Origin of the sequence: Aquitalea pelogenes, assembly GCF_001515305.1 — a bacterium.
Lineage (GTDB): Bacteria > Pseudomonadota > Gammaproteobacteria > Burkholderiales > Chromobacteriaceae > Aquitalea > Aquitalea pelogenes.
Genome location: NZ_LNQV01000023.1, coordinates 53,994 through 69,358 on the forward strand (window position 1 = coordinate 53,994; position 15,365 = coordinate 69,358).

The following is a 15,365-nucleotide window of genomic DNA, read 5'->3' on the forward strand; positions in this document are numbered from 1 at the left end:
GCAATCCTTTGTCACGTCTATACGGAGTCGAATCATGAAAACCCAATGGAAAACCGTCATCGCCCTGGCTATTGCTGCCACCACCTTTACCGCACAAGCAAATGAAGCCCATCACCAGGATGCTTCCGCTGCGGTTGTCGCCAAGAAGGCGGCCAAACCCGCTGCCAAACCAATGGCAGCAAGCAAGGAGATGGAAGCTCAGATGGAAAAGATGAATGCAGTACACGCCAAGATGGCCGCTGCCAAAACGCCGGAAGAACGGCAAGAGGCCATGCAGGAAGGAATGGGCGTCATGAAGGACAGCATGGCCATGATGAAGAAAATGCACATGGCCCACTGTCAGGGCGGCATGTCCAACATGGGCATGAAGAAGGGGATGAAGCAAAGTGATGACATGCCGATGAAATCCATGATGCAGGGTGATATGCGCATGATGGACATGATGATGCAGATGATGGATCAGCAGTCGTCAATGATGAAAACGCCGATGGCGCAATAACTGACGAGGCTAATCATGCACAGACGTTCATTCTTGAGCGGCATGTTGCTGGCAGGCCTGGGGGGCTTCAGCTTGAAGTCCCTCGCAGCCTCCATGACTCATGCCATGCCAGTGGATGGCAGCCCCATGCCTTTGCTGGATCCCGCATTACTGGCCTCTGGTGCAGATCAGGGCAGCATGCCCCTACTGACCAATGAAAGCAGCCAACCTGGCTTGTTCAAGGCCACGCTGACGGCCAAAGCGGTACGTGTCCCACTGCTGAAAGACGGACCTACCGAATTCTGGACCTATAACGGCAGCCTGCCCGGACCACTGATTGATGTCATGGAGGGGGATACGGTTGAAATCACACTGCACAACCAACTGAGCCAACCGACCTCTATTCACTGGCATGGACTGCCGGTACCGCCGAGTCAGGATGGCAATCCACAGCAGGCCATCGCCCCCGGTCAGCGCATTACTTACCGTTTTACCTTGCCGGAAGGCAGTGCCGGGACTTACTGGTATCACCCTCATCCGCATGAATTCACTGCAGAACAGGCCTCTCGTGGTCTTGCCGGTGGTTTTATCGTCCGGGCAAAGCAGGATCCGCTTGCCGGGTTGCCTGAGCGTTTGCTGATTCTGTCTGATCTGAAGCTGGATCACATGGGCCAGATTGCGCCGAATAACAGCAATGACTGGATGAATGGGCGCGAAGGGCAGTTTGTCCTGACCAATGCGCAGAACAAACCGATCGTCCATTTCGATACGGGAGGACGTGAGCGCTGGCGGATCTGGAATGCCAATAGTGCGCGCTATCTGCGCCTGCAGTTACCTGGCTCGCTGCTGATCCTGATTGGAACCGATGGTGGCTTGCTGGAGCACCCCGTCACCGGCCTGACCGAGCATGTGTTGGCACCGGGCCAGCGTATCGAATTGATCGTTGATGCAGGCAAGCGACGTGATCAGGGCAAGTTGATTACAGCGGTGTATGCGCGTGGAAAAATGGGCGATGTCGCTCCTGACAAGCCGCTGGACATTTTGACTGTCGATTTTTCACGGGTTGCGACAGGCCAGCTTGCACCATTGCCGGTCAAGCTCGCCACCATCAAGGATCTGGGACGCCCTGTCACCCAAAAACGGGTTGTCTTCTCCGAAAAGATGACCATGACTAATGGTCAGCATGGCATGCAGTTCCTGGTGAATGGCAAGGAGTACGACATGCATCGCATTGACTTGAGCAGCCGTGTCGATGAGGTGGAGCTATGGGAGATCGTCAACCAGTCCGACATGGATCATCCCTTCCATCTGCATGGCACACAGTTCCAGGTGCAATCGCGGGAAATGGACGGTGTGGTCAAGGCCGAGCCCTATCTGGCCTGGCACGACACCATCAACCTGAAGTCTGGTGAAACTGTGCGTATCAAAACGGTACAGCACTGGCCAGGCATCCGGATGTTCCATTGCCACATTCTTGAACATGAGGCTGTTGGAATGATGGGCCAATTGCAAGTGGTGTAAGTATTTTGGTAAGCACAGCACCATTAGGTGCTGTGCTTACTGTGCGAAATTCAGGGAGAAATAAAATGCACTCGCATCATGGATTTGTACCTTCAAAATTCAGATGGATATTTTGGGGATTTGTAGCGGTAGCAGTTTTTTTTCTATGGACGGAACATAAGGCTCATCTCTTAGGTGCATTGCCATATTTATTTTTTTTGGCTTGTCCGTTAATGCATTTATTTATGCATCACGGCCACAGCAACAAGACTGAAGATAATTCTTCCAATGCAAAAGATGAAAGTGGAAAGGGAGATAAATCATGAATCATGCTGATTATGGCTATGGATTATGGTCACTAGTTATTATAAATTCATTGGTATTTATTATTTTTGCTTTTAGCTTTACTAAGCCAAAATCAAAAAAAGATTGGCGTTCTCTTGGAATGTTTTCAGCCTTTGTTGTCGCGCTTTTTACTGAAATGTATGGATTTCCATTAACAATTTATTTGCTAATGCCATGGCTTGTAAAAAAATATCCTGGAATAGATTTTTTGAATCACGACTCAGGTCATCTTCTTGAAGTTATTTTCGGGTGGAGAGCAAATCCTCATTTTGGTCCATTTCATCTTTTGAGTAATATCTTTATCATTTTAGGTTTCTTCCTGCTTGCATCTGCATGGCGGGTGCTGTATGTGGCGCAGCTTAATAAAAGTATTGCGATAACGGGGCCATACTCGAAGATCAGGCATCCACAATATGTTGCGTTTGTTGTGATCATGTTTGGGTTCTTGCTTCAGTGGCCGACGCTGATAACATTGGTAATGTTTCCGATATTGGTTTATATTTATTCGCGTTTGGCATTTAGAGAAGAGATGGATATTGAGAGAGAATTTGGAGTGGTGTATCTGGAATACAAGAATACTGTCCCGGCTTTTATCCCGAGAAGATTTTATTAAGATTGGCGGGTAGTAATGGAAAGGCGGTGTAAAATGCATCAGCACTCTAATTGTAATGATGTTAATCCAGAAAGACATGTGGGTTTGAAAGAGACATTTTTTGCATGCCCAATGCATTCGGAAATAAAGCAAACTCATCCAGGAAAATGTTCAAAGTGTGGTATGGAGTTGATGGAAGTCAATGGTGAAAAAGAGTCGAATTTGATAAGCCATCATCATGCAAAAATTAAAGTCGACAATGTATCCGACGAGGGTGTAAAAGATGCTATTTATACATGCCCAATGCATCCGGAAGTAATATCTCATACGCCAGGGAATTGCCCTAAGTGTGGCATGTCGCTTGAGTTGGCAATACCTATGGAGAGTAAGGAAAGTTCTGAATATGTCGACCTGAATATGAGATTCTGGTGGACACTTCCGCTCAGTGTCATCGTTCTTGCACTAGCTATGTTTGGCCATCAGTTTGAGTCTGGCTTCTCTCAATATCAGTCATGGCTTGAACTATTACTATCGCTTCCTGTAGTGTTTTATGGAGGAAGAATATTTTTTGCGAGATGCCTGCAGTCAATAATACATCGGCACTTAAATATGTGGACTCTTATTGGAATTGGGACGGGCGCTGCATTTTCATTCAGTCTTGTGGCCACTTTGTTTCCTGATTTATTCCCAGCAAGCTATAGTGCGATGGGGCGTGTAGGGGTTTACTTTGAAGCAGCAGATGTCATTATTTCATTGACACTACTTGGCCAATTGCTTGAGCTAAAAGCCCGATCACAGACTTCAGCAGCGATCAGAGCGCTGCTAGGACTTGCTCCAAAAAATGCTCGTAAAGTTCGGGAGGATGGAGTGGAAGTGGATATCCCCATTGCAGACGTGATCGTTGGAGATTTATTGCGTATTCGCCCAGGGGAAAAGGTTCCAGTTGATGGCACTGTAGAGAATGGTAGTAGTGCAGTTGATGAGTCAATGATCACAGGTGAACCACTGCCAGTTACAAAAAGACAAGGAGACTCAGTAATTGGCGCTACGCTAAATACAAGTGGAACGCTCGTTATGCGAGCTAGGCAAGTCGGTGAGCAGACCATGCTTGCACAGATTGTACAGATGGTTGCACATGCACAGCGGTCTAAGGCACCTATGCAGAGAATGGCCGATGATGTTGCAGGGCTGTTTGTTGTGGGAGTTCTGATTTTTTCTTTATCAACACTATTGGTGTGGGGTCTGTTTGGTCCTGAGCCTAGTTGGATATACGGATTATTAAATGCCGTTGCTGTTTTGATTATTGCATGTCCATGTGCTCTTGGTTTGGCTACGCCCATGTCAGTTATGGTTGCAACTGGAAAGGCAGCATCTAGTGGGGTTTTATTCAAAGACGCAGCAGCCATTGAACAGCTATGTAAAGTTGACACTTTAATAATTGATAAGACAGGGACAATTACAAAAGGAAAGCCGATGCTTGAAAAAGTAGTCGCGCTTGGAGCGTACAATGAGCTTGAAATTTTACAATTTGCTGCCAGTGTAGATCAAGGAAGTGAACATCCATTGGCACATGCTATTGTGCAAGGAGCTGAGAGAAATAAAATTTCTCTGTTGCCATGTACTGATTTCGAGTCCAGTACAGGTATTGGTGTGCATGGCTTAGTTGCTGGAAAAAAAATAGCCTTGGGTAGTCGTATATTTATGCATGAAAATGGTGCAGATATATCTAAGCTTGAGGAGAAATTGAAAGAACTAAACGGAGAAGGGGGAAGCGTTGTTTATTTAATGATTGATGGAGTGTTGTCTGGAGCCTTTTCAATTACTGATCCAATCAAGCCAACGGCTGCAGAGGCTATATCTTCACTAAAAGAAGCAGGGATTAATGTTGTGATGGCAAGTGGAGATGGAATTGGCACTGCGCAATCAGTTGCAAATAAGCTTGGTATTAACGAAGTTCACGGAGAAGTAAAGCCAGAGGATAAGTTATTACTTGTTCAATGTCATCAAAATCAAGGCCATTTTGTTGCAATGGCCGGTGATGGCATTAATGATGCCCCCGCATTGGTTCAAGCTGATATTGGAATTGCAATGGGAAATGGAACAGACATTGCAATGAGTAGTGCGCACGTTACTTTAATTAAAGGAGATTTGAAAGGCATATTGGCGGCTAGAAAAATATCTAGCCAGGCAGTGAAAAATATGAAGCAAAATCTACTTTTTGCATTGCTGTATAATGCATTGGGTATCCCTATCGCAGCAGGGATTTTGTTCCCTATTTTTGGAGTTCTGTTATCGCCAATGATTGCTGCTTTGGCTATGAGCTTAAGTTCAGTTTCAGTTGTATGTAATGCGCTTCGTTTACGTCGTGTATAAAGGAGATTGACATGGAATGGTTTGTTCAGAATGGTTTGTGGATTTTATTTGCAATCGCGGTGGTGCTGATGATGCGGCGAGGGGGTATGGGATGTGGCATGGGTGGACAGCACCATAAGCATGCAGCAGAGCAGCCCGCTGATAAGATAGACCCTATCTCAGGCCGTAGTGTTGGTGATGGTGTTCAAATTGCATCGGTATATAAGGGGTTTACTTATTTTTTTGAAAATAAGGAAAATAGGGATATTTTTGAGAGCAATCCAGAGAGCTATATAAAAGAGACGAAACCTACACGCCATCAAGGTTGCCATTGAGTAGATTGATTATTGAATATTTTTTGGGTATGAATAATGAATGTAATAATAGGATATGTAGTTGTGATTTCCTTGATATTTGGTGCCTTTATTATTCATGGAGGAAATATTGAGGTTATTCTTAAGGCAATGCCAACAGAGCTGATGGCAATATTTGGTGGGGCATTTGGGGCATTTGTTGTCGGTAATCAAACGAAAGTATTGAAGGCCGTTTTAAAGCTGCTGCCTACTATTATAAAGCCGTCAAAGTATACAAAAACTAGGTACATGGAGCTTATGGCATTGCTGTTTTCAACATTGGTCAAAGTACGAAAGGAGGGACTAATGGCAATTGAGGCTGACATAGAGAAGCCTCACGATAGTCCACTTTTTGGGAAATTTCAAGAGATTGGATCTGATCACCATGTGATGAAATTTATTACTGATTATTTAAGAATAATGGTGTCTGGTAACTTAAATTCATTTGAAATTGAAAATTTGATGGATGTGGAAATTGAAACCCATCATAACGAGGCACATGCTCCAATAGCCGCAATTGTAAGGCTTGGTGATGCTTTACCTGCATTTGGCATTGTTGCTGCCGTTCTTGGCGTAGTAAATACGATGGGGTCTGTTGGCCAACCACCGGCAGTTCTTGGCGAGATGATTGGCTCGGCATTAGTTGGTACGTTTCTAGGTATTTTATTAGCGTATGGTATTGTCGCACCACTTGGATCACTACTTGAACAGAAGCTTGATGAAAGTACGAAAGAACTGCAATGTATTAAAACTGTTATCTTGGCTAGTCTCCAAGGTTATGCGCCACAAACGGCGGTTGAATTTGGGCGGAAAGTAATTTTTTCTACTGAAAGGCCTGAATTTGAAGAGCTTGAAAGCTATGTTAAATCAATAAAGTAATTGTGCAATGATTATCTTTTGCTGACTGGTTGCTATGATTGTGATTCATTGCCTTGATAAGTTTACTATTTAAAGATGCATGAGGTTTACCAGTCATGAACATTATAAAGTGGCATGTTCATCGCATAATTCTTGTTAGAATTGTTCCTGCATGGATATTGCTATCTTTGTTTTTTGGTATTTTTACGTATGAGATGGAGACAATTAGAATAAATAAATTTGTTTTTGGGCTGGCAAGTGATGCTGTTGAGGATTTTAATAAAAATGTTGGTGTTGAATTTTATGCACTTTCTTATGATCGTCAAGAGGAGATATTGCAAAATATTTTACATAAGGGGCAATTTGTTGGCATTTCTATTTATGATAAAAATAGAGTGCTAAATAGTGAGCACTGGTATCGTGCTGACGAAAATCTTATAAGTAAAATAAAAGATAGCAATAAATATTTCCCGATAGCAGGTGAGCATCGCCATGAAATAGTTAAATATGGAGATGATTTGTATGTTATGGCTATAGCACCGCTTAAGTATAGTAAAGGAATTGTTGGTGGGTATTTCGAGGGGGCGTACAAGGTGCCTTCTCTTGCGGTTTTTGAAATGAATGATCGTATTTATGAATCATTAGCAACCGTATTGGTTGCTTTGTTTGTTTCTGGATTTATTTTTTATTCTGTTGTTTTTTCATTGTATAAAAAATCATCAATCTTGTCGTCTGATTTGTTGGAAAGTAATTTGGATTTAATGGAAGTGCTGGGTAGTGCTATTGCTAAGCGTGATTCAGATACAGATGCGCACAATTACAGAGTAACTTTGTATTCTGTAATGCTTGCAGAGTCTTTGCAGGTTCCAAAAGGTGAAATGATTAGCCTTATTTCTGGTGCTTTCTTGCATGATGTGGGAAAAATTGGTATTCCTGATGCAATTTTATTGAAGCCTGGGAAGTTGACTATTGATGAGTTCGAAGTGATGAAATCCCATGTCTACATCGGACAGCACATACTTGAAAAATCAAAGTGGCTGAAAGGTGCGCAAGAAATTGTCTCGTGTCATCATGAACGTTTTGATGGAAAGGGCTATCCTAATGGATTGCAAGGTGAGTACATCCCATTTAAAGCTAGGTTGTTTTCTATTGTTGATGTATTTGATGCCCTGACATCCGTTAGGCCATATAAGAATGAAATGAGCTATGCTGACGCAGTAAAAGTAATGCTTGAGGAAGGTGGTAAAAGCTTTGATGTTTTAATTTTAGGTAAATTTCTTGAAATTGCACCTAGCGCATATGCAAAAATTAATAAAGCAAGTGTTGATATCCTAAGAGGTGAGTTGGAGAGTAAATTGCGTTTTTACGCAGCAAGAACGGATTGAAATCGTCTATTTTATTAAATATTGATTTGGTGTAATGAATAAATTTTAGATAAAAATATTTTGTGGAGAGCTGCCAGTTTATGTGTTTCATGGGAAGTGCGGCGGGAACCCCCGCCGCAGAGCTAGGCTTTAGTATGCGCGAAAAGTAATGCCATTTGGGTTATTTCCAACGGAGTAGTTGGCAATAACTTTTCCACTTTTCGCATTAATAACACTGACAGTATTTGCCTTTGTATTTGTGATAAAGGCAGCTTCACTGCCAGGGCTAACAACAACACCATGCGCCCCTAGGCCGGTGGTTACAGTACTAGTAATTACGTTATTTCGTGCATCCAAGATGGAGACTTTATCATCCGGTTGGGCATCGCTTCCTTGATTGGCTACATAAACCTTGTTGCCATCGTTACTTGCGAACACTTGGATTGGATTTTTTCCTACAGCTACCCTAGTGGTAATTTGGTTGTTTGTCGTGTCAATGACTGCTATTTGGTTATCATCTCGCAGAGAAACATAGACCAGCCGTCCATCAGGTGAGAAACCAACTTGTACGGGTGCATGTCCCACGTGGATACGATCTATTTCCTTTAGACTCTTGGTGTCAATCACGGAAACGCTATCGTCTTTCACGTTGGCAACATACAGCTCACTTCCATTCGGGCTGGCACGAAGTCCATGGGGAAACGCCCCTGTGGCTACTTTTGCAATAAGAACCTTACGCCTCAAATCTATCACTGTGATAGCGTTATCTTCCGAGCTGGTGATATAAGCCCGTTGTCCTGTCGGGTCCGTGATTACGTGCGCCGGATGATGGCCTGCGGGCATGATTGCTAGGATCTTGCTTGGCTGGTCTGCATCTAGTAGTAGTAATTGGCCAGGTTCATCTTCATCATGTCCACCTGCATGATCCATTCCAACCATGTTGTGACTATTTGCTGGCATACCCACGGCTAGCAGAATTTTCCCATCAGGAGAGATTTGTACATTGTGTGGTGTGATGGGTACTGTTACGGTATTTACTTTGCCTGATGGTAATGTGATTACACTGATAGTATTATCACCTTCGTTGGCACTATATACTTGGCCTTTGGGTAATGCTGCTGCGTTAGAAAATGGTGTGCTAATGGCGAGCAAAGAAGCTGCCAAGATGAATTGCATGGTTTTCATTCATATACTCCTTAATTAAGTATGCGTTTACTCCATGTGGAAGTGGTTCTGTTTTTAATAATGATTTCCTGCTTGTGGTGGATGATGAGGAGGAGTATGGGTTATGCTTTTCAATTGCTTTGGAGTTGTTGACTGCCATACTGCACCAAACTTGGTATATGACGTTGCGTCTAGGATGCTAATTAGTGGCGAAACACAATTCTGTTGGCAATGTGCGGCTGTATCGCACGAGGTAATGCTAACTTTGCAGTTATTTTTGTCTTCGTGATGATGAAATAGCGAATGAGTCTCTGATGTATTTTTGTCTGTAAAAGACGATGCAGATACCGCTACTGCTTGCATGAATTGAAGCGATAGCCATATTAGTATCGGAAGCAATGCGCGGATTATTTTACTCATTGTCAGAATCTAAGCCAGTTTCAACCGCGGGCCCTTGATTAGAATCAAGGGTGGGCATTTATTTTGTCATGCGGAATATTATTCCTAATGGCGGTAGTGAAGACAAGATGGTGATGCTTAAAATAAATACTGGGAGATTGCTAGAAATGATAGATAGTTTCCCCGGTAAATATCCTGCTGGCACTACTGTTGACACCCATATGCAAGAACCAATCAAAGACAGGGTTAGAAAGTGTCGATATGGCACTTTGGTTGCGCCCGCAATAAATGGAGAATTGCCACGTAATGCCGGGAAGAAATGTGCACAAATAATAGCCGACGGATGATGTTGTGAGAAAATGATTTGGATCGTGTGTAAGGCTCGGCTCTTGAAATTGACAACTGCGGGGCCGCTAAATAGCCGGTGACCAATTTTTTGGCCTACAAAGTAATTAGTTTTATCACCGATAAATGCGGCTTGTGATAGCAGTATCAGAACCAGATAGGGGAGAGTAGTCCATTAGCTGCCAATACGCCTGCGGTAAAAATTAGTGAATTTCCTGGCAGTAAGGAGCTGAATGCAAGGCCTGTGTCTAAAAAAAATATCACGAAGAGAAAACCATAAAGCCAATTTCCGTATCTTTGGCCAAAAATTTGCAGATGAGTGGGATCTAATTGTGATAATAAATTGAATATATTTTCCAGTACCAAAACCATTCGGCTCCTACGCACTCTCTGGCTTATTTGTAACTAGCTTAGTGTGCACCTCATTGAGGTTGTCCACCCCGTAGATGAATGAAACAATTTTCAGCATTTTGCAATGCTGTTTAAGCGCTGGTGCTGCACACTCTCACATCTGACATTGCGAAAATATAGCGCTCCTTTGTGTTGGATTTACCCACAATTTCTACTGATATGGCGAGATCGTGCACCCCATCTGCACTGCTTATTTTTACCATTATTTCTAATTTTTTTCAGCCCTATATCACCTCCTTGAACACGCAAAGCGACACCCACTCCGGGTGTCCTTTATGCCCTGGCCTCCGTCTTGACGGGGGCCATTTTCATTGGAGTGATCTATGTCCCATCTCATCGAATTCATGGCCTTTGTCGGAGCCACGCCCTGGCATGGTCTGGGTAATCCTTTGTCTCCCCAACAGCCGCTAGACGTGTGGCTGACTGAAGCCGGTATGGACTGGCGTATCGAGCAGAGCGATGTCTTGTTCAACGTAGCCGCCGATGGCATGCACATCCGGCCATTTGCCGATTCCAAGGTGTTGTATCGCTCGGACTCCTTGGCACCACTGTCCGTGGTGTCGCCCCGTTACAAGGTAGTACAGCCGTCTGAAGTACTGGAGTTCTATCGTGATCTGGTCAGTGCCGGTGGCTTTGAACTGGAAACCGCTGGCGTATTGAAGGGCGGTCGCAAGTTGTGGGCACTGGCCAAGACCGGACAAGAAGCCCTGCTCAAGGGTGGTGATCGGGTGAAGGCGTATCTGCTACTAGCCACCAGTTGTGACGGCACGCTGTGCACGACGGCCCAGTTCACCTCGGTACGGGTGGTGTGCAACAACACGCTGCAGATGGCGGTGAAGGATCGAACCGGCGCGGTGAAGGTGCCCCACTCCACTGTGTTTGATCCGCAGTCGGTGAAGGAGGCCTTGGGAATTGGCCTGTCGGCCTGGGACCGTTTCATCGGCAACATCAAGCAGCTGTCGCAGCGAACGGTGTCACCGGAAGAGGCTTGCCAGTTCTTCCGCGAGGTACTGGATGAACCGCTGGTGACAGGAGGTGAGGATGCTGTCACCTCGAAGGCCCTGCAGCAGGTATCGGCGTTGTATAGCGGTGGTGGCATGGGTTCGCTGCTGGCCGGTACTCGTGGTACGGCATGGGGCCTGGTAAATGCCATGACCGAGTATGTCGATCATCGTCGTCGTGCCCGTAGTCAGGACTACCGGCTGGATTCGGCCTGGTTCGGTCAGGGTGCCCAGCTCAAGGGCAAGGCACTGGAGCATGCACTGGCTTTGGTGGAGTGATGTCATGGCTTCCGTGCAATCCATTGCGTTGACCGCTGCTTGTTTGACGGCAGGCATGCGCGACTTCTGCACCTGGAACAGTCTGGGTGTGGCATACGACGGCCCGGATGCCGAGCGCAGTCTGCTGGTGATCTGGGGGGCTGGCTGTCTGGAGCTGCATGCCGAACTGGTGCAGTACGCACCGATGGTGGCTGCTCTGACGGATACCTTGTACGACCAGCTGGAACAAGGCGCACCAGGGGTGTGGCATTACGAAGTGACTGAAGCCCTGGGCAGTGCCATTGCCGAGTGGATCGTGCTGCATGATGGTCAGGCCCCTTCCCTCGATTGGGTCAAGGCCTGCCTGGTACGGTTGGCCTGTGAGTTCATGCTGCGTGGTCAGCCACAGCAGTGGCCTGCCATCCGGCAAATCCTGCTGACGCTCTCTCCTGAATTGCCGGTGATCGTACCGGTTGCGCAATCGTGAATCCGTTGCTGATCTGATTCCTTCCTGCTGTTTCTGTAGTCCTTTTCTCTTCTATTGCTTCTTTCGTTTCCGTTTACCCCTATCAAACCTATCGCCCGGTCAGCCTTGCTGCCGGGCTTTATGCCTTTATAAGGAGTGTTTCGCCATGGCTGAACGCTACGCACAGGCCATTCGTCTGGCCTCTACCCTGAAGTTGTCTCGTGATGAATGGCTGCGCATTCGTCAGTTGGGCATTGGTTCATCTGATGCCGCCCCATCCATTGGGCTGTCGCCGTACAAGTGCCCCCTGTCCCTGTGGCTGGAGAAGACCGGTCGTAAGGAGCCGGAAGATCTGTCTGAGAAAGAGCCTGTCATCTGGGGCACGATTCTGGAACCCATCCTGGCGCGGGTGTATGCCGAGCGGACTGGTCGCAAGGTACGACGGGTGAATGCGGTACTACAGCACCCGGCCCACCGTTTCATGCTGGCCAATCTGGATCGGGAGGTGCGTTGCCCGGAGGAAGGCTGGGGCATCCTGGAAATCAAGACCGCCAGCTATCACTCTGCCCCGCAGTGGGAGGAAGGCATCCCGGTGGCCTATCAGTGCCAGGTACTGCATCAGTTGGCGGTGACCGGCCATGACTGGGCCGATGTGGCGGTGCTGATCGGCGGGCAGGATTTCCGGATTTATCGAGTGCTGCGTGATGAGGACAAGATTGCCGATCTGATCGCCCGCGAAACGGTGTTCTGGCAGCACGTGGTGTTGGACACCCAACTGGCACCGGATGGTTCGGATGATGCTGGTGCAGCCTTGTCCTGGCTGTTCCCGCGTGACGATGGCCAGACCATCGACCTGTCCGAATCGATTGAAGGCAACCGACTGTTCTCTGCCTTACTGGCAGAACGGCAGCGTAAAGAGGATGCAGAAGCCAAGGAGGCGGCCATCCGCCAGCAGATCCAGAACGTGCTGGGCCATGCCTCTGCCGCCGTGTTCCAGTCGGGCCGTATCACCTGGAAGCGGTCCAAGGATCGCGTTGCCCCTGATGTCGAACGCTTGTCGCAGGACCACCCCACCTTACTCGCCCAGTACAGCAAGTCCATTGCCGGCTCCCGGCGCTTTGTCATTCAAACGGAAAGGAAAGCATCGTGATTAAAGGTCTCGCCATTACCCCGCCCGTGATCGGGCGCATCAGCATTGGCAAGCTGGTGCAGAAGCAGGAACGCTGGCTGCCGGAGAAGGACGACAGCTTTTCACTCACCACTCAGGTGCAGAGCCGCGATGGCTGGTTGCTGCATCCCTTGCACCAGGCGCTATCGGAGCAGGCACAGAATGGCAAGATTCGTGCCATTCCCATTCAGCTGTTGTTCAACGACAGCGAGCTGAATCTACGGGCCGAATACAGTGCCTTCGATCGGAATAACGGGCGGCCAGTGTGTGTCGGTAACGGAGAAACGGCACGACGGGTGACAGCTCAGGGCATGGAGGAGATTGGTTGCATGAGACCAGACCGTTGCCCGCTGGCCAAGGAGCTGGGCTGCAAGCTGTATGGGAGGTTGAATGTGCAGGTAGAAGGCCAGCAGGATGAGCTGGGCAGCTTTATTTTCCGCACCACTGGCTACAACTCGGTACGCACCCTGGCGGCACGGCTGAAGTATTACGAGGCTGCCAGTGGCGGCAACACCAAGCATCTGCCCTTGTTACTGCGTCTACGTGCCAAGAGCACCACCCAGTCGCACCGCACCCCGGTGTACTACGTGGATCTGACCCTACGTGATGGCCAAACGCTGGCCGAAGCGGTCAGTACGGCGCGCAAGGCAGCAGATGAACAGCTGGAAGCAGGCATCGATACCGCCGAGCTGGAGCAAGCCGCCCGGCTGTTGCTGCAGAACGGTCAGTTCGAGGATACCGAGGAGGAAGTACCGCAGCTGCTGGAGGAGTTTTATCCGGCAGTGGAAAGTGGTGCTGAGGCAGAGGAGAAGCAGAAAGCTGTGTCTCGCCCTACCCGGCTCACCTCCAAGCTGGGCGCAGTCAGGACGGCTTAGCCAGCCGGTTGGTTAGTTGTTCCACCATCGTCAGCACCATCTCCCGATCTGCACTGTCCAGGCGAGCCAGCATCTGTGCCAGGTGCTGTGCCTGCTCGGCTGGGCGATTGCTGGACTCCACCAGCAAGGCTGAGGCGTCGCAGTTAAACAAGCTCGCTAGTTCCAGCAGGCGGGCTACCGTCGGCATGACCAATCCCCGCTCCATGCGGGATACCGCCTCATTGCCGATATCCAATTTTCCTGCGACCTGGTCTTGGGTCAGTCCTGCTTCCTGCCGTCGTGCCGCAATCGCTTTGCCAACGCTCACGGCCAAGGGGTCGGGTTTCTTCTCTGCCATCGTAGTCTCCATTCAACCCAAATAGTCGCAAGACAACCCATTGACATGAAGAACCCGTTGCGTTGAAACTCAACTTTATAAGTTGAAAGCCAACTTGAAAGACAACTATTTACTTTGTTAACAAGGAATCACTCCATGTCCTGCACTTATCGCACGCTGGTTCTGAGCAGCGCCCTGGCCAGTCTGTTACTGCTGACTGCCTGTTCCGGATCCAGTTCGCCATCCACTTCCGAAGCCAAGCAGGCCATCCAGAAGTCGCTGGGTGACTGCAGCATTGTCACCGTCAGCAATTTCGACAAGGTCAACGGTATTGCCGATGGCGATAACCGTTACACCCTGCAAGTGAAATACGCGCTGGAATTTGCACCGCTACCCGAGAATGCCAAGCTACTGGATGAGATGAATGCGCGTCTGGCCAGTCAGACCGACTGGATGCCGTGGCAACGTGACGACTATGTGATCAAGGTCCGTGCCGCCATCATGGCCAACCTGCACCGCACCTGCCCGAACATGCCGCGTAACGTCTATGGCGATTATGCACAAGCCAATATTGCCTCTTACGCCAGCACCATTCACATCGATTACACCTACAACAACATGCGCATGGTGAAGTCCGATAACGGCTGGATCGGTCTCTGAGCAAACAAAGGAAGGACAACACCATGCTCAACAGCTTGCTTCCCCCGCGTCGTCATCCCATGCAGTTGCCCTTGCTGATGGTGGTCAGTGTCTTGCTACTCAAGCACGCCTCGGCCGATCGCATGGGCTCACTCAGCCTTTTGCTGCTCGGCATTGCGCTGGGCGACAGCCTGCACCGGCAGGACCCGACACAGCCCAGACCAGATCGCTAAATCCTGCGCACCCTCATCTGCATCAATCCGGTAGTGGTTCACCTGACCTGCCGGTCTTTATATAGAAAGGCAAGACATGAAATTTCTCTCCCTGGCAATCATCGCCGCAGCCCTCAGTACTTCAGCTTTGGCAGCACAACCCGGCCAATTGCGAAATAGCATCCCAACTGCACACCTAATTGCATCCTCACTGCGCACTAATGACCATTCGCACTGCACACTAGTTGCACGTACTTGCTCACCAGACT

At 48.0% G+C, this 15,365-nt stretch carries 17 protein-coding genes; 14 read left to right on the forward strand and 3 right to left on the reverse strand.

The features are described 5' to 3' along the window. Nucleotides 1-34: 34 nt before the first annotated feature. The 8 genes from AWT75_RS11510 to AWT75_RS20915 all read left to right on the forward strand — a co-directional run bounded on the left by AWT75_RS11510 (nt 35) and on the right by AWT75_RS20915 (nt 7,863). Nucleotides 35-499 carry a hypothetical protein gene (locus tag AWT75_RS11510; protein ID WP_062789218.1) on the forward strand — a complete coding sequence of 155 codons (465 nt, stop codon included), beginning with the start codon at nt 35-37 and terminating at the stop codon, nt 497-499. A gap of 42 nt (nt 500-541) precedes the next feature. Further along, nucleotides 542-1,999, forward strand: a complete 1,458-nt coding sequence (locus AWT75_RS11515; protein WP_239689560.1) for a multicopper oxidase family protein — start codon at nt 542-544, stop codon at nt 1,997-1,999. Between the two features lie 65 nt (nt 2,000-2,064). Beyond that, the gene (locus tag AWT75_RS20905; RefSeq protein WP_082696066.1) at nt 2,065-2,304 is read left to right on the forward strand and encodes a DUF2933 domain-containing protein; all 240 of its coding nucleotides are present in this window, start codon (nt 2,065-2,067) and stop codon (nt 2,302-2,304) included. Then, the gene (locus tag AWT75_RS11520; protein WP_062789220.1) at nt 2,301-2,936 is read left to right on the forward strand and encodes a methyltransferase family protein; all 636 of its coding nucleotides are present in this window, start codon (nt 2,301-2,303) and stop codon (nt 2,934-2,936) included. Before AWT75_RS20905 ends, AWT75_RS11520 begins: the two co-directional genes overlap by 4 nt. Before the next feature lie 33 nt (nt 2,937-2,969). Next, nucleotides 2,970-5,288, forward strand: coding sequence for a copper-transporting P-type ATPase (locus AWT75_RS20910; protein ID WP_082696067.1), 2,319 nt, complete (start codon nt 2,970-2,972; stop codon nt 5,286-5,288). 11 nt (nt 5,289-5,299) lie between these two features. Further along, nucleotides 5,300-5,602 (forward strand): hypothetical protein, encoded by a 303-nt coding sequence (locus tag AWT75_RS21285; protein ID WP_153013311.1) that lies wholly within the window; start codon nt 5,300-5,302, stop codon nt 5,600-5,602. Nucleotides 5,603-5,638: 36 nt separating this feature from the next. Beyond that, nucleotides 5,639-6,499: a flagellar motor stator protein MotA gene (gene motA, locus AWT75_RS11525; protein WP_062789221.1), complete on the forward strand. Its 861-nt coding sequence runs from the start codon at nt 5,639-5,641 to the stop codon at nt 6,497-6,499. Between the two features lie 95 nt (nt 6,500-6,594). Continuing rightward, nucleotides 6,595-7,863, forward strand: a complete 1,269-nt coding sequence (locus tag AWT75_RS20915; protein WP_082696068.1) for an HD-GYP domain-containing protein — start codon at nt 6,595-6,597, stop codon at nt 7,861-7,863. A 129-nt stretch (nt 7,864-7,992) separates the two neighbouring features. Here AWT75_RS20915 and AWT75_RS20920 read toward each other — a convergent pair whose 3' ends face one another. Beyond that, a complete protein-coding gene (locus tag AWT75_RS20920; protein ID WP_082696069.1) occupies nt 7,993-9,027 on the reverse strand; it encodes a YncE family protein in 1,035 nt (344 codons plus the stop codon). Between the two features lie 457 nt (nt 9,028-9,484). After that, on the reverse strand, nt 9,485-9,907 hold the full coding sequence (locus AWT75_RS23845) for a VTT domain-containing protein (protein WP_082696070.1): 423 nt from the start codon (nt 9,905-9,907) through the stop codon (nt 9,485-9,487). Between the two features lie 577 nt (nt 9,908-10,484). Here AWT75_RS23845 and AWT75_RS11535 point away from each other — a divergent pair. The 4 genes from AWT75_RS11535 (at nt 10,485) to AWT75_RS11550 (ending at nt 13,929) form a co-directional block, all read left to right on the forward strand. Then, nucleotides 10,485-11,441: a DUF932 domain-containing protein gene (locus tag AWT75_RS11535; RefSeq protein WP_062789223.1), complete on the forward strand. Its 957-nt coding sequence runs from the start codon at nt 10,485-10,487 to the stop codon at nt 11,439-11,441. Nucleotides 11,442-11,445: 4 nt separating this feature from the next. Continuing rightward, nucleotides 11,446-11,907, forward strand: coding sequence for a hypothetical protein (locus AWT75_RS11540; RefSeq protein ID WP_062789224.1), 462 nt, complete (start codon nt 11,446-11,448; stop codon nt 11,905-11,907). Between the two features lie 145 nt (nt 11,908-12,052). Further along, the gene (locus tag AWT75_RS11545; protein ID WP_062789225.1) at nt 12,053-13,036 is read left to right on the forward strand and encodes a YqaJ viral recombinase family nuclease; all 984 of its coding nucleotides are present in this window, start codon (nt 12,053-12,055) and stop codon (nt 13,034-13,036) included. Continuing rightward, complete coding sequence (locus AWT75_RS11550; RefSeq protein WP_062789226.1) at nt 13,033-13,929, forward strand: recombination directionality factor; 897 nt, start codon at nt 13,033-13,035, stop codon at nt 13,927-13,929. The genes AWT75_RS11545 and AWT75_RS11550 overlap by 4 nt, the downstream gene beginning before the upstream one ends. Here AWT75_RS11550 and AWT75_RS11555 read toward each other — a convergent pair. Beyond that, on the reverse strand, nt 13,916-14,266 hold the full coding sequence (locus AWT75_RS11555) for a helix-turn-helix domain-containing protein (RefSeq protein WP_062789234.1): 351 nt from the start codon (nt 14,264-14,266) through the stop codon (nt 13,916-13,918). The two genes, AWT75_RS11550 and AWT75_RS11555, sit on opposite strands and share 14 nt — an antisense overlap. 135 nt (nt 14,267-14,401) lie before the next feature. Between AWT75_RS11555 and AWT75_RS11560 the strand changes: the two genes are divergently transcribed. Next, complete coding sequence (locus AWT75_RS11560; protein ID WP_062789227.1) at nt 14,402-14,905, forward strand: hypothetical protein; 504 nt, start codon at nt 14,402-14,404, stop codon at nt 14,903-14,905. A gap of 23 nt (nt 14,906-14,928) precedes the next feature. After that, nucleotides 14,929-15,117 carry a hypothetical protein gene (locus AWT75_RS11565; protein ID WP_062789228.1) on the forward strand — a complete coding sequence of 63 codons (189 nt, stop codon included), beginning with the start codon at nt 14,929-14,931 and terminating at the stop codon, nt 15,115-15,117. Nucleotides 15,118-15,365 lie beyond the last annotated feature (248 nt).